The sequence below is a fragment of the Comamonadaceae bacterium OTU4NAUVB1 genome (assembly GCA_024372625.1).
Classification (GTDB): domain Bacteria; phylum Pseudomonadota; class Gammaproteobacteria; order Burkholderiales; family Burkholderiaceae_C; genus Variovorax.
On sequence record CP099605.1, the window covers coordinates 1,577,266 to 1,595,680 of the forward strand.

The following is an 18,415-nucleotide window of genomic DNA, read 5'->3' on the forward strand; positions in this document are numbered from 1 at the left end:
CGTCATGCGCACCGTCCGTGGAAACGCCCGCGATCGCGGGCGTTTCTTCGTGGGTCGAGGCCGGTGTCCGGCGCCGGTGTCAGGCGGCGGCTTCGGCCGGCTCGCGCGCCGTCGTCACGATCGCCTCGCGGGCCGACGCGATCGCCGCCGCCTTGGCCGCGTCGCCCATGTTCAGGCCCTCGGCGCGCACGATGCGCACGTCGGTGATGCCGAAGAAGCCGAACATCACCTTCAGGTAGCTTTCCTGGTGTTCCGCCGCGCGGCCGCCTTCGGTGGTCGCGTACATGCCACCACGCGTGGACACCACGATCACGGTCTTGTCGCCGGCCAGGCCGACCGGGCCGGTGGCGCCATAGCTGAAGGTGCGGCCCTTCTGCGCCACGCGGTCGAGCCAGGCCTTGAGCTGCGACGGGATGGAGAAGTTGTAGAGCGGGGCGCCGACCACGACCACGTCGGCGGCGAGGAACTGGCTCACCAGGCGCTCGGAGACGGCGTTCTCGCGCGCCTGGCGCTCGGTCGGGTCGGACTGTGCGCCGGTCTTGGCGCCCAGCGAATGGACGTCGAAGTGGCTGGGTGCGTCGACGGCGAGGTCGAGGTACTCGACCGTGACGTCCGGGTGGACACGACGCCATTCGGCGACGACCTCGGCGCTCAGCTGGCGCGAGACCGACTGGGCGTCGAGAACGCTGGAATCGATGTGCAGCAGTTTCATGGCAGGCTCCCTGTTCAACGGAAAAAACGATTCGATCATTCTATTTTTGAATCGATTGCTCGATAAGTAGAGGTAAATGGACAAGTAAGTTCCTTCAGTGGAACAATGCTTGCCATGCAGGACCTCAACGACATGGTGTTTTTCGCCGAGGTCGCCGAGCGCGGCGGCTTCACGGCGGCGAGCCGGGCCCTCGGCGTGCCGAAGTCGCGCCTGTCGCGCCACGTGGCCGAACTGGAAGCCACGCTTGGCGTGCAACTGCTCCAGCGCAGCACGCGGCGGCTGTCGCTGACGCCGGCCGGCGAGATCTTCCTGCGGCACTGCCTGGCACTGAGGGAACTCGCGGCCGCGGCGGGCGAGGCCGTGGCGCAGGTGCAGACCGAGCCGCGCGGCACCGTGCGCCTGAGCTGTCCGGTGACCCTGGCGCAGGCCACCGTCGGTCCGCTGCTGCCGGCCTTCATGCGCCGCCATCCCCACGTGCGCGTCGAGATGCGGGTGATGAACCGGCCGGTCGATCCGGTGGAGGAGGGCGTCGACATCGCGCTGCGCGTGCGCACCGCGATCGAGGACAGCGCCACGCTGGCCGCGCGCCGCTTCGGGCTGAGTCGAAGCCTCCTGGTGATGAGCGCCGAGCGGCTGCGCGCGCACGCGCCACCGGGCGGGCCGGACGACCTGGCGCGGATCGACACCGTCGCCATGAGCGCGGGCGAGGGGCGTGCGAGCACCACGCTCGTCGGGCCGGAGGGGCGCACGCACGCGACCTCGCACGCGCCGCGTTTCGTCGCCGACGACCTGCTCACGCTCAAGTGCGCCATCGTGCAGGGCATCGGCGCGGGCCTGCTGCCCGACTACATGTGCCGTGCCGAACTCAAGGCCGGCACCCTCGTGGAGGTGCTGCCGGGCTGGGGCCCGCCGCCGGGCATCGTGCACGCCATGTACCCGCCGCGACGCGCGCTGGTGCCGGCGGTGCGCGCCCTGATCGATTTCCTCGCCGAATCGCTCGACGGCGACGATCCCCACGTCCTGGCCGAGGCGGACCGTCCCTGACGGTCGGCGCCCTGGCGATGAAGGCGCAGGCTGGCGCGAGGTCGGGTACTTCATGCACGAAAGTGAATATCCAAACAATTAGATATTCGTTCCGCTTCTGAGCGATCGTTCCGACAATCGCATTCCAAACTTGAGAGGAGAGGATTTCATGGCCACGCTTCGCATCGGCGACACCGCACCGAATTTCACGCAGGAATCCAGTGCCGGCACCATCGACTTCTACGATTGGGCCGGCGATTCGTGGGTGGTGCTGTTCTCGCACCCCGCCGACTTCACCCCGGTGTGCACGACCGAGCTGGGTCGGACGGCGGCGCTGTCGGGCGAGTTCGCCAAGCGCGGCGTCAAGCCGATCGCCATCAGCGTCGATCCGGTGGACCGCCATCGGGAGTGGATTGCCGACATCGACGAGACGCAGGCCACCACGGTCGATTTCCCGATCCTGGCCGACCCGGACCGCAAGATCGCCGAGCTCTACGACCTGATCCACCCGAACGCGTCCACCACGGCGACGGTGCGCACCGTCTACTGGATCGACCCGCAGCACAAGATCCGCGCGACGCTGACCTATCCGGCGAGCACGGGACGCAACTTCGACGAACTGCTGCGCGTGGTCGACTCCCTGCAGCTCACCGACAGCCACAAGGTCGCGACGCCGGCCAACTGGAAGGATGGCGACGACGTCGTCATCGTCCCGAGCGTCCAGGACCCGGCGGAACTGGCGGCACGCTTTCCCAAGGGTTTCAAGGCCGTCAAGCCCTACCTGCGCGTGACGCCGCAGCCCAACCGGTAGGCCGGCGTCCCCACGACACCACATGAAACGCGGCACCGGCCGCGTTTTTCCACTTCTTCCTCCCCTCGAATTTCCTCCGATTCCGATGAACCTCCGCTTCAAGACCCTCGCCGCCACTGTGGCGCTCGCCACCGCCGGTTTCGGCGGCCCCGTCCTCGCGCAGACCACGACGCTGCTCAACGCCTCCTACGACGTGGCGCGCGAGTTCTACAAGGACATCAACCCGGCCTTCATCGCCAGCCACAAGAAGGCCACCGGCCAGGACGTGAAGATCGACCAGGCCCACGGCGGCTCCAGCGCGCAGGCGCGCGCGGTCAACGACGGCCTCGAGGCCGACGTCGTCACCTTCAACACCACCACCGACGTCGACTTCCTCGCCGCCAACGGCGTGGTTGCCAAGGACTGGGCGAAACGCTTCCCGGACAACGCGTCCCCCACGCTGTCGACCTCGATCTTCCTGGTGCGCAACGGCAATCCCAAGGGCATCAAGGACTGGGACGACCTGATCAAGCCCGGCGTGCAGGTCATCGTCGTCAACCCCAAGACCGGCGGCAACGGCCGCTACGCCTACCTGGCCGCGTGGGGCTACGTGAAGAAGAAGGGCGGCACCGACGCGCAGGCGGCCGAGTTCGTCGGCAAGCTGTTCAAGAACGTGCCGGTGTTGGGCAAGGGCGGCCGCGACGCGACCACCATCTTCCTGCAGCGCAACATCGGCGACGTGCTGATCACCTTCGAGTCCGAGTCGCTGTCGATCGACCGCGAGTTCGGCGCCGGCAAGGTCGACGCGGTGTACCCGTCGATCAGCGTGCTGGCCGAGAACCCGGTGGCCATCGTCGAGCGCACCGTCGCCAAGAAGGGCACCGGCGCGGTCGCCAAGGCCTACCTCGATTTCCTCTATTCCGAGGAGGGCCAGGAGATCGCCGCGAAGCACGCGCTGCGTCCGCGCTCGGCCGCGGTGCTGAAGAAGTACGCCGCGACCTTCAAGCCGCTGCAGCTGTTCACGGTGCAGGAGATCTTCGGCAGCCTCGGCGAGGCGCAGAAGGTCCACTTCAACGACGGTGGCCAGTTCGACAAGCTCTACACCAGCGCGAAGTAAGCCATGAGCGCCTCCACCACGGCCCTGCCGTCCGCGGCGGCGGGACCGGGCCCGCGCGCCGGCGGCCGCGGGGTTTCCCGGCGCGTCCTGCCGGGCTTCAACATCACGCTGGGCTACACCCTGCTGTACCTGAGCCTGATCGTCCTGATCCCGCTGTCGACGCTCGTCTTCAAGACGTTCACCCTTACCTGGGACCAGTTCTGGACCGCCATCAGCGCCCCGCGCGTGATGGCGTCCTACCGCCTGACCTTCGGCGCGTCCTTCCTCGCGGCGGTGGTCAACCTCTTCGCCGGCCTGCTGGTGGCCTGGGTCCTGGTGCGCTACGACTTTCCCGGCAAGAAGATCGTCGACGCCCTGGTGGACCTGCCGTTCGCGCTGCCCACGGCGGTGGCCGGCATCGCGCTGACGGCCCTGCTCGCGGGCAACGGCTGGATCGGGCAGTACCTGGAGCCGCTGGGCATCAAGCTCGCGTTCACGCCGGCCGGCGTGGTCATCGCATTGATCTTCATCGGGCTGCCCTTCGTGGTTCGGACCGTGCAGCCGGTGCTGGAGGACTCGGAGAAGGAATTGGAGGAAGCCGCCACCTGCCTGGGCGCGACGCGCTGGCAGACCTTCACGCGCGTCGTCCTGCCCACCATCCTGCCGGCGCTGCTGACCGGTTTCGCGATGGCCTTCGCGCGGGCCATCGGCGAGTACGGCTCGGTCATCTTCATCGCCGGCAACATGCCCATGGTCTCGGAGATCACGCCGCTCATCATCATCGGCAAGCTCGAGCAGTACGACTACGGCGGCGCCACCGCCGTGGCGCTGGTCATGCTGGTGGTGTCGTTCGCGATGCTGCTGGTCATCAACGGGCTGCAGGCCTGGCAGCGGCGGCGTTCGGCGGGGGCATCGGCATGAGCGCGGCACCCGTGCGTCGCGCGATGTCCGGCACCACCGAATCGGCCTGGGTGCGGCGCCTGCTGATCGGGCTGGCGCTGCTGTTCATCGCGCTGTTCCTGGTGCTGCCGCTGGCCGCCGTGTTCACCGAGGCGCTGAGCAAGGGCGTCGACGCCTTCCTCGCCGCGCTCAAGGAGCCCGACGCCTGGAGCGCCATCCGGCTGACGCTGCTGGTCGCGGCCATCACCGTGCCGCTGAACCTGGTCTTCGGCGTCTGCGCGGCCTGGGCGATCGCCAAGTTCGAGTTCCGGGGCAAGGCCTTCCTGACCACGCTGGTGGACCTGCCGTTCGCGGTGTCGCCCGTGGTGGCGGGCCTGATCTACGTGCTGGTGTTCGGCGCGAACGGCTGGTTCGGGCCCTGGCTCGCCGCGCACGACGTGAAGGTCATCTTCGCCGTGCCGGGCATCGTGCTGGCGACGGTGTTCGTGACGTTCCCGTTCATCGCCCGCGAGCTGATCCCGCTGATGCAGGCGCAGGGCACCGACGAGGAGCAGGCCGCGATGGTGCTGGGCGCGACCGGCTGGCAGACCTTCTGGCGCGTGACGCTGCCGAACATCAAGTGGGGCCTGCTCTACGGCGTGATCCTCTGCAACGCGCGCGCGATGGGTGAATTCGGCGCGGTGTCGGTGGTCTCGGGCCACATCCGCGGCCAGACCAACACCATCCCGCTGCACGTCGAGGTGCTCTACAGCGAGTACCAGTCGGTCGCCGCCTTCGCCGTGGCGTCGCTGCTGGCGCTGCTGGCGATCGTGACGCTGGTGATCAAGTCGGTCATCGAATGGCGCCACGAGCGCGACCTCGAGGCCGCCGCCGACCTGCCGCCGGAGCGTCCGCCATCGGCCGACGCGGCCACCGCCGCCCACTGAACAGACTGCGAAGAGACGCACACACCATGAGCATCGAAATCAGAAACGTCAGCAAGCAGTTCGGCGATTTCCAGGCGTTGCGCGACGTCAGCCTGGACATCGATTCGGGCGAGCTGATCGCCCTGCTGGGCCCCTCGGGCTGCGGCAAGACCACGTTGCTGCGCATCATCGCGGGGCTGGAGACGGCCGACGCCGGCAGCATCCATTTCTACGGCGAGGACACCACCGACGTCCACGTGCGCGAGCGCAAGGTCGGCTTCGTGTTCCAGCACTACGCGCTGTTCCGGCACCTGACGGTGTTCGAGAACGTGGCCTTCGGCCTGCGGGTGAAGCCGCGCGACCAGCGGCCCTCGGACGCGCAGATCAAGGCCAAGGTGCACGAGCTGCTCAAGCTGGTGCAGCTCGACTGGATCGCCGAGCGCTATCCGCCGCAGCTCTCGGGCGGCCAGCGCCAGCGCATCGCCCTGGCGCGCGCGCTGGCGGTCGAGCCCAAGGTGCTGCTGCTCGACGAGCCCTTCGGCGCGCTCGACGCCAAGGTCCGCAAGGAACTGCGCCGCTGGCTGCGCCGGCTGCACGACGAGCTGCACGTGACCTCGATCTTCGTCACCCACGACCAGGAGGAGGCGCTGGAGGTGGCCGACCGCGTGGTCGTCATCAACCAGGGCCGCATCGAGCAGAGTGGCTCGCCGCAGGACGTCTGGGACCATCCGGCCAGCCCGTTCGTCTACAGCTTCCTCGGCGACGTGAACCTGTTCCACGGGCGCGCGCAGGGCGGCGAGGTCAGCGTGGGCGGCCTGCGCATCGACGCGCCCGAGCACCGGGACGTGGCCGACGGCAAGGCGATGGCCTATGTGCGTCCGCACGAATTCGACCTCGCACCCTGGGTGGAGGGCGGCAACGGCATCGCCGCGACGATCACGCGCGCCATCGTGGTCGGGCCGACGGCGCGGCTCGAACTCGAGCCGTTGGCCTCCCACGCCGCCCATGCCGCCGCCTCGCCGGCCGTCATCGAGGTGCACATGCCCGCGCCGCAGTTCCAGGCCACCGGCCTGCGCGAGGGGGACCGGGTGCTGGCGACGCCGCGCAACGTGCGGCTGTTCGTCCAGCCGGCGTGACGCGGGCGTTTTTCAGACCCGGCGCGACGGCCGCGGAACCGACCGGCCGGATCGCGCTCCGATAATCCGGCACCCGGGCGGGCGCGGCGTCACCATCGCCGGCGCGCCGCCCGCTTCCGGATCTTTCCGTCTTCGAGGGCTTCCACTTTGATCTCCTGGTTCTTCGGCGCGCCCCGGCGCGCGCTCGCGCTCATCTGCGCCGCCTGCGTCGCCATGCTCGCCTTCGGCATGTACCTGCAGCACGTCGTCGGCCTGGAGCCCTGCCCGATGTGCGTGGTCCAGCGCTACGCGCTGATCGCCGTGGCGCTGTTCAGCGGGCTGGCGGCCCTGTCGCGCGGTCCGGCGCTGCAGCGCACCGGCGCCGGCCTGGCGCTGCTCTTCTCGGCGGGCGGGGCCTACACCGCGGCGCAGCAGAGCTGGCTGCAGTGGTATCCGCCGGAAGTCGTCACGTGCGGTCGCGACATCTACGGAATGATCGAGACCTTTCCGCTCCAGCGCGCCCTGCCGATGATCTTTCGCGGCGGCGGCGACTGCAGCAAGGTCGACTGGAGCTTCCTGGGCCTGTCGATCGCCAACTGGTCGTTCGTCTGCTTCGTGATCTTCGCGGTGCTGCTGCTGGTGCTGGCCGTGTCCCGGCCCCACCGGACGCGCTGGTAGGCGCGGGCGGAACCGCGCGCGCTCAGCCGCCGGCCACGAAATCCGGGAGCAGGGCGCCGACCTCGGCCAGCACGCGGCGCTGCGCCGCATCGTCGAGCGAGGTCGCACCCGTCAGGTAGGCCGCGACGAGCAGCGGCGCGCCGTCGCCGCGCGGCTGGACGATGGCGATGTCGTTGCGCGTTCCGTGGCCGCCGGCGCCGGTCTTGTCGCCGATGCGCCAGTCGCCCGGCAGGCCGGCCTTGAGGCTGGTGGCGCCGGTCGTGTTGGCCAGCATCCAGCCCCGCAGCCGGTCGCGCGAGGCCGATGAGAGCGCGCGCCCGAGCAGCAGTTCGCGCATCAGACCCACCATGGCCGCCGGCGACGTGGTGTCGCGCGGGTCGCCCGGCACGGCTTCGTTGAGGCCGGTCTCGATGCGGTCGAGCCGCGTGACGTCGTCACCCAGGCCGTGCGCGAAACGCGTCAGGCCGGGCGGTCCGCCGAAGCTCTCCATCATCAGGTTCGCGGCGCCGTTGTCGCTCAGGGTGACCGCGGCCTCGCACAGCCTGTCCATCGTCATGTGGCCGCCGGCGTGGCGGCCGGTGGCGGGCGAGTAGGTCACGAGCCGCGCGGCGTCGATCGCGACCGGGCGGTCGAGCGACTCGAGGCCCCGGTCGACCCGCTGCAGCACCAGCGCCGCGGCCAGGAACTTGAAGGTGCTGCACATCGGGAACCGTTCGTCGGCGCGGTAGGCGACGCGTCGCCCGCTCGCCGTGTCCAGGACGGCGACACCCAGCCGGGCGCCGGCGGCGGCCTCGATGCGGCGCAGGGCGCGAACGGTGTGGCGCTCCTGCGGGGAGGGTGCGGCCGATCCGGCTGCGTGCGCACCGGGCGGCGTGCGGGCCGACGACGGTCGCGCCGCCAGCGCGATCAGCGGCGTCAGGCCCAGGGCGAAATCACGTCTTCTCATGTCAAGTCTGCTAACGGCTTCTGCGTGAATGAAGTTGCCTCCGGTCGCGGCTGCGCCACGACCGGAGCACCCGTTCTTCAAGGCCAATCCGGCTCGACCGGGGCGCGGGATCGGGCGACCGGCGGAACGCCGATCGGCGCGGCGGTCAGAGCGGCAGCGTGTCGAAGGCCGCGTAGGTCGTGGCGAGCCAGGTCTTCACGCGCTGGCGTTCGAGCAGGCCGAGCGCCTGCGGGCTCTCGCGATCGTTGATTGCCTTCCAGAAGCTGGTGCTGTTCATGTCGATCTTGCGCATGCTGGCTTCGTGCAGGCGCGGCAGCGCGATCACATGGGCGCCGTTGGCCGTCGCCTTGGCGAGCGAAGGGGAGGCGAGCAGCTGCGCGAAATCGCCGCCACGACCGTAGTTCTGCACCACGATGTAATTGGGCTTGCCGCCGAAGGTGTCGACCAGCGTGCCGAGCAGTTCGCTCGAATCCTTGCCGTCGTCGAGGACGTGCCAGAAATTCACGGCGATGCCCATTTCCTCGAAGACGCCCAGCAGGTCCGACTCCTTGATCCAGCGGGCCAGCGGCGCCAGTGTCTGGGCGGCGAGGTCGACGATCGCGCTCTGCTGCGGGTTGGTCTCGAAACCGGCCACGACCGCGTCGAGACCCTCGAAGCTGTCGACCACCACGGGCGAGGCGAAGCCCTGGTAGAAGCGCGCGAAGGACGTGTGCGAGCGGTCGGTGTCGAAGCCCGCGAACGGCCGGCTGTGGTCGATGAAGTACTGCGCCAGGACCCGCGAGACGACGGATTTGCCGACGCCGCCTTTTTCGCCGCCGATGAAATTGATGGAGCTCATGGGATGTGTGCTGTGAGAAGGAGTGGAAAGGATGGGGAGAAGGGGGAACGGATCGGTGGGCGACACGCGCGGCCGCGAGGGACCGCCCGACATTCTAAAAGTGCCGTCGTGACGGATTTCACGCCGGCCGGGCGGCCCGCGCGCGCCGGACCGCCCGTCAGCGCCTGGCCAGCGACAGGAACGGCCCCAGGTTGCCCAGCATCCAGCCCTGCGTGAAGTCCAGCGCCGCGCGCCGGTACTTCTCGTCGGCCTGCGCGGCCAGCAGATCGAGCCGCGCGACCACCTTGGACAGCTCGCGGTCGATCACCAGGTTGCGACCCCGCTCGCTGACCTCGGTGGCCAGCAGCAGGGGCTGGCCGTCGGCGCCGGTCTTCGAGCCGATGAGCCACAGCGAGATCTCGACGTTGCGGGCCGCGCGGTAGCTGTTCTCGGCGTCGACACCGTCGACCATCGTCTGCGACCAGGTGCCCCCGTTGGCCTCCTTGAGCATCGACGCCCAGCCGAACACCAGGGCGGCGACGCGATCGCCGTCATAGGGCGCGGGCGGGGCGGTGTCGAAGGCGAGCCGCACCGCGTCGATGCCCTTGGCACCGCGCAGGGTGAGCGGGGGCGCGTCCGCCATCACCGCGTCCCAGGTGCGCGCGATCGCCTCGTCGGCGCTCGGCGCCCACTTGCGCCATTCGCGCGGGTTGCGCCGGTAGAGCGACAGCTGCACGCGCCGGATCGATTCCAGGTTGTCGCGCAGGGCCAGGTTGGCGAGGCGGTTGGCGCTGGACTGCGCCCATTCCTGGGTGCTGTAGGGATCGCGGCGATCGGTCTCCCGGAAGGCGGCGCAGCCCGTGAGGCCGGTCAGCCCGACGACACAGCACAGGAGGGCGGGCAATGCCGGGGACGCAAGGAACGCGAAGGACGGAAAGCAGATTCGGTGCATGACGCGCACGTTATCATCACGGGCTCGGCCCACCGCTGGTCGGCGTCCGGATTCTCCTTTCAAATCAACGGCTTGGCGTCGACCCAGGTCCCAACGACTTCTCGTGCGTCTCAACTCCATCAAGCTTTCGGGCTTCAAATCGTTCGCCGAGCCCACCAATTTCCTGCTGCCGGGCCAGCTCGTCGGGGTGGTCGGCCCCAACGGCTGCGGCAAGTCGAACATCATGGACGCAGTGCGCTGGGTGCTCGGCGAATCGCGTGCCTCGGAACTGCGCGGCGAATCGATGCAGGACGTCATCTTCAACGGCACCACCACGCGCAAGCAGGCCAGCCGCGCGAGCGTCGAACTGGTGTTCGACAACGCGGACCACCGTGCCGGCGGCCAGTGGTCGCAGTTCGCCGAGATCGCCGTGCGCCGCGTGCTCACGCGCGACGGCGCGAGCAGCTACTACATCAACAACCAGCCGGTGCGCCGGCGCGACGTGCAGGACGTGTTCCTGGGCACCGGCCTGGGTCCGCGGGCCTACGCCATCATCGGCCAGGGCACGATCAGCCGGATCATCGAATCCAAGCCCGAGGAACTGCGCCTGTTCCTGGAAGAGGCCGCCGGCGTGTCGAAGTACAAGGAGCGCCGCCGCGAGACCGGCAACCGCCTGGCCGACACGCGCGAGAACCTCACGCGCGTCGAGGACATCCTGCGCGAACTCGACGCCAACCTCGACCGGCTGGAGAAGCAGGCCGAGGTCGCCCGGCGCTACAACGCCCTCACGGCCGACGCCGGACGCAAGCAGCATCAGCTGTGGTTCATGAAGCGCGCCGAGGCCGAGGCCGACCAGGTCCGCGTCAAGGCCGATGCCGATCGCGCGCTCAACGACCTGGAGTCGCGCACCGCCGAGTTGCGCCACGTCGAGGCCGACCTGGAGACCGTGCGCCAGGCCCACTACGCCGCCGGCGACGCCGTCTCCCAGGCGCAGGGCCGGCTGTACGAGGCCGGTGCCGAGGTCGGCCGGCTCGAGGGCGAGATCCGCTTCGTGGTCGAAGGGCGCCAGCGCGTCGAGCAGCGGCTGGTGCAGCTGCGCGACCAGTTCGTCCAGTGGACCGGGCGACGCGAGGCGGCCGAGGTCGAGCTGGAGGCGCTCGCCGGCCAGGGCGTCGATGCCGAGGAGCAGGCCGAACTGCTCGCCGCCCAGCTGGAGGAGCACGACGCGCGGCTGCCCGGTCTGGAGGACGCCCAGCGCCTGGCGCGGGACGCGGCCGAGGCCCAGCGCGCGGTGGTGACGCAGGTGCAGCAGCAGATCCAGGTGCTGGCGGCCGAGCAGCGCCACCTCGAGGAGCAGCGCCGGCAGCTGACGCTGCGCGGTGAGCGCCTGCGCGGCGACCGCCAGGCACTCGCCACACCCGACGAAACGCGCCTGGCCGATCTGCAGGCCCGGCTCGACGCCGCGCGGGAGGCCGCCGACGAGGCCGAGGCGCGTCTGCAGGACCTGCAGGAGACCGCCCCGCAGCGCGACGACGAGCGGCGCGCGCGCCAGCAGTCTGCCAACGCCGAGGGCGCGCGCCATGCCGAGTTCTCCGCCCGCCTCGAGGCGCTCAAGGCCCTGCAGGACCGCGTGCGCACCGACGGCAAGCTCGCGCCCTGGCTCGCGCGGCACGGGCTCGACGGCCTGCAGGGCCTGTGGAGCCGCCTGCACATCGAACCGGGCTGGGAGAACGCGCTCGAATCGGCGCTGCGCGAACGGCTGGGCGCGCTGGAGGTGTCGCGGCTCGACCTCGTGCGCGCCTTCGCGGCCGACGCCCCGCCGGCCCGGCTGGCGTTCTTCGCGCCGCCCGCGGCAGGCATGCCCGCTGCGCCGGCCGGCGCCCTGCGCCGCCTGTCGGACCTGCTGCGCCTGAACGACGCCGGCCTGCAGGCCCTCCTGGCCGGCTGGCTGCACGGCTGCCTGGTCGCACCGACCCTGGACGAGGCCCTGGCGCAGCGCGCGACGCTCGGTCCCGGCGAGACGATCCTCGTGCCCGGCGGCCACGCCGTCACGGCGCACGGCGTGGTGTTCTACGCGCCCGATTCGGCCCAGGCCGGGCTGCTCGCGCGCCAGCAGGAGATCGAGAACCTCGAGCGCCAGGTGCGGGCCCAGGTGCTCATCAGCGACGAGGCGCGCACCGCGCTGTCGCGCGCGGAGGCCGCCTACGCCGAGGTGGCGCAGCGCCTGGTCGGCGCCCGGCGCGAGGCGGCCGAGGCGCGGTCGCGCGCGCACGACCTGCAGGTCGAGACCCTGCGCCTGACGCAACTCGCCGAGCAGCACCGCGCGCGCGGCGAGCAGCTCGCGGCCGACATCGGCGAGGTCGATGCCCAGCTCGAGGACGTGGAGGAACGCCGGGCGGTCGCCGAGGGCCGCTTCGAGGAGTTCGACCTGCAGCTCGCCGACGGCCAGGAACGCCACGCGCGGCTCGACGAGCGCGTGACCGAGGCGGGCCGCGTGCTCGACGCGAGCCGCGAGCAGCATCGCCGGCTCGAACGCCAGGCCCAGGAGGCCGCCTTCGCGCGCCGCAGCGTCGAGGCCCGGCGCGGCGAACTCGCCCGCGCCATCGACACCGCCGCGCAGCAGGTCGTCGCGCTCGGTGCCGAACAGGCCCGCGCCGAGGACGAGCTCGGTCGCCTGAGCGACGCCACCGCGCAGGCCGGCCTGCAGGACGCGCTGGCGCTGCGGCTGGAGCGCGAGCAGGCGTTGGGCGCCGTGCGCGGCCGCTACGACGACCTGACCGCCAGGCTGCGCACGAGCGACGAGGCGCGGCTGCGGCTGGAGCGCGAGCTCGATCCGCTGCGCCACCGCATCACCGAGCTGCAGCTGAAGGAGCAGGCCGCCCGCCTGGGCGTGGAGCAGTACGCGGCGCTGCTGGCCGACGCGCAGGCCGACCTCGACGCCGTCGCGCGCTCGATCGAGGACGACCGGGTGCGGCTCACGGGACTGCAGGGCGAGATCGACCGGCTCAACCGCGAGGTCGCCGCGCTCGGCGCGGTCAACCTCGCCGCGCTGGACGAACTCGCCAGCGCGCGCGAGCGCAAGGACTTCCTCGACGCCCAGTCGGCCGACCTCAACGAGGCCATCGACACGCTGGAGGACGCCATCCGCCGCATCGACGTCGAGACGCGCGAGCTGCTCGGAGGCACCTTCAAGGTCGTCAACGAACACTTCAGCCGCATGTTCCCCGAGCTCTTCGGCGGCGGCAACGCGCGCCTGGTGATGACTGGCGACGAGATCCTGGACGCCGGCGTGCAGGTCCTCGCGCAGCCGCCGGGCAAGAAGAACCAGACCATCCACCTGCTCTCGGGCGGGGAGAAGGCGCTGACGGCCATCGCGCTCGTCTTCGCCATCTTCCAGCTCAATCCGGCGCCGTTCTGTCTGCTCGACGAAGTCGACGCGCCGCTGGACGACGCCAACACCGACCGCTATGCCAAACTGGTTTCCGCCATGAGCCAGAGCACCCAGTTCCTTTTCATCAGCCACAACAAGATCGCGATGGAGATGGCCCAGCAGCTCATCGGCGTGACGATGCAGGAGCAGGGCGTCTCGCGCATCGTGGCGGTGGACATGGAAGCGGCCGTGTCGATGGTCGCAGCAGCCTGAAAGCCCAAGATCCATGAGCAGTCTCACCCTCGCCCTCGCCATCCTCGGCGGGCTCGTGCTCGCGGGCCTCGTGGCCTACAACACGTGGATGTCGCGCCGCAACACCCCGCGCCAGCCCGACGCCCTGGACGAGGCCCTGGCCGAGGACGCCGCGCGCACCGCCGCGGGCCGCGTCGGCGAGGACGGCCCCGTGCTGCACGTCGAGCCCCATCCGGTGCCCGGCAACGCGCGCCACGAGCCGCTCTTCGATCCCGACCTGCCCGCGCCCAGCGCGCTGCCGGGCACGCTGGGCGGGGAGCGCCGGGGCGGGCTCGATCCGCTGATCGACGTCATCGCGCCGATCTCGCTCGACGGCCTGGTCTCGGGCGACGCGGCCATCGCCGCGATGCCCGCCACGCGACGCGCCGGCAGCAAGCCGGTGGCCGTCGAGGGCTTGAACGAGCACAACGGCGAGTGGGAGCTCCCCGTGGCCGGCCAGCGCTACGGCGCCTTCCAGATCGGCGTGCAGCTGGCCAACCGCACCGGTGCGCTCAACGAGATCGAATATTCCGAATTCGTCGTCAAGGCCCAGGCCTTCGCCGACGGCATCAACGGCGCGCCGGAATTCCCCGAGATGCTCGACGAGGTGGCGCGCGCCCGCGAGCTCGACCAGTTCGCCAGCGCGCACGACGCGCAGCTGGGCTTCGTGCTGCGCGCCCGCCACGCCGCGTGGAGTCCCGGCTACGTGCAGCAGAACGCGGCCCGGCTGGGCTTCCTGCCGGGCATCATTCCCGGGCGCATGGTGCTGCCCGCGAGCGAGGCCGGACTGCCGCCGGTGGTCGGGCTGGCCTTCGACACCCAGGCCGCGCTGGCCGATGATCCGGCCCAGTCGGCCATCCGCGAGCTCACGCTGAGCCTGGACGTGCCGCAGGTCGACCGCGCCGAGCGCGCGTTCCAGCGCATGCGCGAGGCCGCCGACGCCCTGGCGCTGGAGATGGACGGCGTCGTCACCGACGGCGACGCGCAACTGCTGCGCGAGGAGACCATGGACGCCATCGGCGCCGACCTCGAACAGCTCTACGACACGCTGGAGTCGCGCGACCTCGCCGCCGGGTCGCCGCTCGCACGCCGGCTCTTCAGTTGAGGCCACGACCATGAACGATTCTTCGCCCGCCGACGCCGCGCTCGCGCGCGAGGCCGCCGAGCTGCGCGCGCAACTGCGCCACAACGCGCACCTGTACTACGTGCTCGACGCGCCGGCGCTGCCCGATGCCGAGTACGACCGGCTGTTCCAGCGCCTGCAGGCCATCGAGGCCACCCATCCCGGGTTGCGCACGCCCGATTCGCCGACGCTGCGCGTGGGCGGCCAGGTGCTCTCGGGCTTCGTCAAGGTGCGTCACCGGGTGCCGATGCTCTCGATCCGCACCGAGACCGACATCACCGCCGCCGGCGCCGTCGCCTTCGATGCCCGGGTGCGGCGCGAACTGGGGCTGGCCGAGGACGCCCCCCCGGTGGACTACGCCTGCGAGCTCAAGTTCGACGGCCTGGCGCTGAGCCTGCGCTACGAGGACGGCGTGCTGGTGCAGGCCGCCACGCGCGGCGACGGCGCGATCGGCGAGGACGTGACGCAAAACCTGCGCACGCTGCGCCAGATCCCGCTGCGCCTGCACGGGGACACCGCGCCGCCGCCGGTGGTCGAGGTGCGCGGGGAGGTCTACATGCGCCGCGACGACTTCGAGGCGCTCAACGACCGCCAGCGCGAGCGGATCGCGGCCGGCCAGAAGAACGAGAAGATCTTCGTCAACCCGCGCAACGCGGCGGCCGGCGCCGTGCGGCAGCTCGACCCGGCGATCGCGGCGTCGCGCCGGCTGAGCTTCTTCGCCTACGGCCTGGGGGAGGTGTCGGCGCCGGAGGAGGGCGCTCCCGACTGCCCGACGCAGATCGACTGGCTGGCGCAACTGAAGGCCTGGGGCTTTCCGGTCGCGCCGCAGACGCGGCGCGCGAGCGGCGCGGCCGAACTCGTCGCCTTCCACGAGGCCATGGGCCGCCAGCGCGACGCGCTGCCCTACGACATCGACGGCGTGGTCTACAAGGTCGACGCGGTCGCGCTGCAGCGCCGGCTGGGCTTCGTCTCGCGCGAACCGCGCTGGGCCGTCGCGCACAAGTACCCGGCGCAGGAGCAGCTCACCGAGGTGATGGCCATCGAGGTCCAGGTCGGGCGCACCGGCAAACTCACGCCGGTGGCCAAGCTCGCGCCGGTGTTCGTCGGCGGCGTGACGGTGACCAACGCCACCCTGCACAACGAGATGGAGGCGCGCCGCAAGGACGTGCGCGTGGGCGACACGGTGGTCGTGCGGCGCGCCGGCGACGTGATCCCCGAGGTCGTCGGCGTCGCGCCCACCAGCCTCGCGCGGCCCGAAGGCGAGCGCGGCGCGATCTTCACCATGCCCGCCCATTGCCCGGTCTGCGGCTCCGACGCCCTGCGCGCCGAGGGCGAGGTGGACCACCGGTGCACCGGCGGGCTGTTCTGCGCCGCCCAGCGCAAGGAGGCCGTGCTGCACTTCGCCGCCCGCCGCGCCGTCGACATCGAGGGCCTGGGCGACCGGCTGGTCGAGCAGCTGGTGGATGCGCAGCTCATCCGCACGCTGCCCGATCTCTATCGGCTCGATCTGGCCACGCTCGCCGGGCTGGACCGCATGGCCGAACGGTCGGCGGCCAACCTGGTCGCCGCGCTGGAGGCTTCCAAGGCCACGACGCTGCCGCGTTTCCTGTTCGGACTGGGCATCCGCCACGTCGGCGAGAGCACGGCACGCGACCTGGCGCTGCACTTCGGCGGGCTCGACGCGATCATGGCGGCGAGCGAGTCCGAACTGCTGGAGGTGCGCGACGTCGGGCCGGTCGTGGCGACGAGCCTGCGTGCCTTCTTCGACCAGCCGCACAACCGCGAGGTGGTCGATCAGCTGCGCGCCGCCGGCCTGCGCTGGGAGGAGGGCGCGCCCGCCGTGCGCGCGCCGCGGCCGCTGGCGGGCAAGACCTTCGTCATCACCGGCACGCTTCCTACGCTGTCGCGCGACGACGCCAAGGACAAGCTGGAAGCTGCCGGTGCGAAGGTCGCGGGCTCGGTCAGCAAGAAGACGGACTACGTCGTCGCCGGCGCGGAAGCCGGCAGCAAGCTCGACAAGGCGAACTTATTGGGTGTTCCGGTGATCGATGAACAGGGGATGCTCGACATCCTCGCTCACGGTCCGGGACCGGAGGCCACCGCGGCGCAGTGACACGGGACGCGTGCCGCGCCGCCCGACGGCATCGAAAGGAAACGCCATCATGAAGAACACACGCTGGATCGCCGGCTCCCTCGGACTCTGCGGAGCGCTGCTGCTCGGCGGCTGCGCGGCCCCCGGCCCGTATGGCGACTACGGCTACGGAGGGTCGTCCTACGGCGGCTATTCGCAGCCCTATTACGGGGCCGCCCCGGTGGTGGTGCCGGCGCCCGTCTACATCCAGGGCGGCTACTACGACCGTCCCGGCTACTACGGCCGGCCGAGCTATTACGGACGACCCGCCTACGGAGCGCGTCCGGGCTATGGTGGCTACCGTGGCGGTGGCCAGGGTCGTCCCGAACAAGGGTTCCGCCCGGGTGGCGGGGCGGGTCCGCAGCCCGGGGCCGGCATGCGGCCAGGACGCGGCAACCCGACGCCCCAGCAACTCGCGCCCGGCCTGTATCCCGCCCAGACGCCACCGGCGCGGGGCGCGATCGGCGCCTCGGGCGGACCGTGAGCGAAGCGGGCCGGCGATGACCGTTCGCGAGATCCTGAAGATGGGCGATGCGCGGCTGCTGCGTGTCGCGCGGCCGGTCGAGGCGTTCGACACCGATGCGCTGCACCTGCTGGTGGCCGACATGTTCGACACCATGCGCTCGGTCAACGGCGCCGGGCTCGCCGCGCCGCAGATCGCTGTCGACCTGCAGGTGGTGATCTTCGGCACCGACGCGCCGAACCCGCGCCAGCCGGACGCGCCGGTGGTGCCGCGCACCGTGCTGGTCAATCCGGTGATCGAACCGCTGGGCGACGCGGAGGAGGACGGTTGGGAGGGGTGCCTGTCGGTGCCCGGCCTGCGCGGCGTGGTGCCGCGTTTCGCGACCGTCCGCTACACCGGTTTCGACCCGTATGGCGACCCCGTCGATCGCACCGTCGGCGGCTTCCATGCCCGGGTCGTCCAGCACGAGGTCGACCACCTCCTGGGCAAGCTTTATCCCATGCGGATCCGCGATTTCTCGCGCTTCGGTTTCACCGAGGTGCTGTTCCCCGGCCTCGACGCCACCGTCGACGACTGACCGGCCGGGGCGGACGCCGCGGGCTCAGTTGTAGCGGCCCATGGTGCCGCCGAGGCTGAAGCGGCCGGCGCCCAGGAACGCGACGGCGATGGCACCGAACAGGAACATGCCCTGCAGTTCGAGCGCCCAGCCACCGGTCTTGCCGATCGTCGCGATCTGGCCCGCATGCGCCAGCCAGATCGCCACCAGCATGTTGAACGCGACGATCAGCGCGGCCGGCCGCGTCAGCACGCCCACGATCAGCAGCACCGGTGCGACCACCTCGCCGACGTACACGCCGTAGGCGAGCACGGCGGGCAGCCCGTTCGCCGTGACCATGCCGGTGATCGAGCCGATGCCATTGCTGAGCTTCGAAATGCCGTGCAGCAGGATGAGGATGCCGATGGCCAGGCGCAGCACGAGCTTGCCGGTGTCGTTGGATGAGTTCATGCGAGGTTCCTTGTCTGAAGGGTTGGAAGGGAGCCGGATTGTGGGCGATCCCGGCGCCGGTGCCGGCACGGCCGGAGGCGGGCCCGTAAACTGCGCAGCACGTTTTTTGCGAGGAAAG

Annotated in this window: 17 protein-coding genes; 12 read left to right on the forward strand and 5 right to left on the reverse strand. The window is 70.8% G+C overall.

Features of this window, described 5'->3' with window-relative positions:
* Positions 1-79: 79 nt before the first annotated feature.
* On the reverse strand, positions 80-712 hold the full coding sequence (locus NF681_10820; protein ID UST55621.1) for an NAD(P)H-dependent oxidoreductase: 633 nt from the start codon (positions 710-712) through the stop codon (positions 80-82).
* 114 nt (positions 713-826) lie between these two features.
* Between NF681_10820 and NF681_10825 the strand changes: the two genes are divergently transcribed.
* The 7 genes from NF681_10825 to NF681_10855 all read left to right on the forward strand — a co-directional run bounded on the left by NF681_10825 (position 827) and on the right by NF681_10855 (position 7,219).
* A complete protein-coding gene (locus tag NF681_10825) occupies positions 827-1,756 on the forward strand; it encodes a LysR family transcriptional regulator (protein ID UST55622.1) in 930 nt (309 codons plus the stop codon).
* Positions 1,757-1,904: 148 nt separating this feature from the next.
* On the forward strand, positions 1,905-2,546 hold the full coding sequence (locus tag NF681_10830) for a peroxiredoxin (protein ID UST55623.1): 642 nt from the start codon (positions 1,905-1,907) through the stop codon (positions 2,544-2,546).
* 85 nt (positions 2,547-2,631) lie between these two features.
* The gene (locus NF681_10835; GenBank protein UST55624.1) at positions 2,632-3,642 is read left to right on the forward strand and encodes a sulfate ABC transporter substrate-binding protein; all 1,011 of its coding nucleotides are present in this window, start codon (positions 2,632-2,634) and stop codon (positions 3,640-3,642) included.
* A gap of 3 nt (positions 3,643-3,645) precedes the next feature.
* Positions 3,646-4,542: a sulfate ABC transporter permease subunit CysT gene (gene cysT / locus NF681_10840; GenBank protein UST55625.1), complete on the forward strand. Its 897-nt coding sequence runs from the start codon at positions 3,646-3,648 to the stop codon at positions 4,540-4,542.
* On the forward strand, positions 4,539-5,447 hold the full coding sequence (gene cysW / locus NF681_10845) for a sulfate ABC transporter permease subunit CysW (GenBank protein UST55626.1): 909 nt from the start codon (positions 4,539-4,541) through the stop codon (positions 5,445-5,447). Before cysT ends, cysW begins: the two co-directional genes overlap by 4 nt.
* 26 nt (positions 5,448-5,473) lie before the next feature.
* Positions 5,474-6,562 (forward strand): sulfate ABC transporter ATP-binding protein, encoded by a 1,089-nt coding sequence (locus NF681_10850; protein ID UST55627.1) that lies wholly within the window; start codon positions 5,474-5,476, stop codon positions 6,560-6,562.
* Positions 6,563-6,709: 147 nt separating this feature from the next.
* A complete protein-coding gene (locus NF681_10855) occupies positions 6,710-7,219 on the forward strand; it encodes a disulfide bond formation protein B (GenBank protein UST55628.1) in 510 nt (169 codons plus the stop codon).
* Positions 7,220-7,241: 22 nt separating this feature from the next.
* Here NF681_10855 and bla read toward each other — a convergent pair whose 3' ends face one another.
* From bla to NF681_10870, 3 genes are all read right to left on the reverse strand, one after another.
* Positions 7,242-8,165, reverse strand: coding sequence for a class A beta-lactamase (gene bla / locus NF681_10860; protein ID UST55629.1), 924 nt, complete (start codon positions 8,163-8,165; stop codon positions 7,242-7,244).
* Between the two features lie 145 nt (positions 8,166-8,310).
* Entirely contained in the window at positions 8,311-9,003 is a 693-nt protein-coding gene (locus NF681_10865; GenBank protein UST55630.1) for a mobilization protein, read from the reverse strand.
* A 157-nt stretch (positions 9,004-9,160) separates the two neighbouring features.
* Positions 9,161-9,886: a hypothetical protein gene (locus NF681_10870; protein ID UST55631.1), complete on the reverse strand. Its 726-nt coding sequence runs from the start codon at positions 9,884-9,886 to the stop codon at positions 9,161-9,163.
* A gap of 151 nt (positions 9,887-10,037) precedes the next feature.
* Here NF681_10870 and smc point away from each other — a divergent pair, with 151 nt between their 5' ends.
* From smc to def, 5 genes are read left to right on the forward strand one after another with little or no spacing between them, the layout of a single operon-like run.
* A complete protein-coding gene (smc, locus tag NF681_10875) occupies positions 10,038-13,556 on the forward strand; it encodes a chromosome segregation protein SMC (GenBank protein ID UST55632.1) in 3,519 nt (1,172 codons plus the stop codon).
* A 13-nt stretch (positions 13,557-13,569) separates the two neighbouring features.
* Positions 13,570-14,679, forward strand: coding sequence for a cell division protein FtsZ (locus NF681_10880; GenBank protein UST55633.1), 1,110 nt, complete (start codon positions 13,570-13,572; stop codon positions 14,677-14,679).
* 10 nt (positions 14,680-14,689) lie between these two features.
* On the forward strand, positions 14,690-16,810 hold the full coding sequence (gene ligA, locus NF681_10885) for an NAD-dependent DNA ligase LigA (GenBank protein UST55634.1): 2,121 nt from the start codon (positions 14,690-14,692) through the stop codon (positions 16,808-16,810).
* Between the two features lie 49 nt (positions 16,811-16,859).
* Positions 16,860-17,312 (forward strand): hypothetical protein, encoded by a 453-nt coding sequence (locus NF681_10890; GenBank protein UST55635.1) that lies wholly within the window; start codon positions 16,860-16,862, stop codon positions 17,310-17,312.
* 16 nt (positions 17,313-17,328) lie between these two features.
* On the forward strand, positions 17,329-17,868 hold the full coding sequence (gene def, locus NF681_10895) for a peptide deformylase (protein UST55636.1): 540 nt from the start codon (positions 17,329-17,331) through the stop codon (positions 17,866-17,868).
* 24 nt (positions 17,869-17,892) lie between these two features.
* Here def and NF681_10900 read toward each other — a convergent pair whose 3' ends face one another.
* Positions 17,893-18,297 (reverse strand): DoxX family protein, encoded by a 405-nt coding sequence (locus NF681_10900; protein ID UST55637.1) that lies wholly within the window; start codon positions 18,295-18,297, stop codon positions 17,893-17,895.
* Between the last annotated feature and the right edge of the window lie 118 nt (positions 18,298-18,415).

Bases quoted from the DNA above. Each gene is read 5' to 3' on its own strand.
- NF681_10890 (UST55635.1), top strand. From the start codon at position 16,860: ATGAAGAACACACGCTGGATCGCCGGCTCCCTCGGACTCTGCGGAGCG.
- def (UST55636.1), top strand. From the start codon at position 17,329: ATGACCGTTCGCGAGATCCTGAAGATGGGCGATGCGCGGCTGCTGCGT.
- NF681_10830 (UST55623.1), top strand. From the start codon at position 1,905: ATGGCCACGCTTCGCATCGGCGACACCGCACCGAATTTCACGCAGGAA.
- NF681_10880 (UST55633.1), top strand. From the start codon at position 13,570: ATGAGCAGTCTCACCCTCGCCCTCGCCATCCTCGGCGGGCTCGTGCTC.
- NF681_10900 (UST55637.1), bottom strand. From the start codon at position 18,297: ATGAACTCATCCAACGACACCGGCAAGCTCGTGCTGCGCCTGGCCATC.
- cysW (UST55626.1), top strand. From the start codon at position 4,539: ATGAGCGCGGCACCCGTGCGTCGCGCGATGTCCGGCACCACCGAATCG.
- cysT (UST55625.1), top strand. From the start codon at position 3,646: ATGAGCGCCTCCACCACGGCCCTGCCGTCCGCGGCGGCGGGACCGGGC.
- ligA (UST55634.1), top strand. From the start codon at position 14,690: ATGAACGATTCTTCGCCCGCCGACGCCGCGCTCGCGCGCGAGGCCGCC.
- NF681_10865 (UST55630.1), bottom strand. From the start codon at position 9,003: ATGAGCTCCATCAATTTCATCGGCGGCGAAAAAGGCGGCGTCGGCAAA.
- NF681_10825 (UST55622.1), top strand. From the start codon at position 827: ATGCAGGACCTCAACGACATGGTGTTTTTCGCCGAGGTCGCCGAGCGC.
- NF681_10850 (UST55627.1), top strand. From the start codon at position 5,474: ATGAGCATCGAAATCAGAAACGTCAGCAAGCAGTTCGGCGATTTCCAG.
- bla (UST55629.1), bottom strand. From the start codon at position 8,165: ATGAGAAGACGTGATTTCGCCCTGGGCCTGACGCCGCTGATCGCGCTG.
- NF681_10820 (UST55621.1), bottom strand. From the start codon at position 712: ATGAAACTGCTGCACATCGATTCCAGCGTTCTCGACGCCCAGTCGGTC.
- NF681_10835 (UST55624.1), top strand. From the start codon at position 2,632: ATGAACCTCCGCTTCAAGACCCTCGCCGCCACTGTGGCGCTCGCCACC.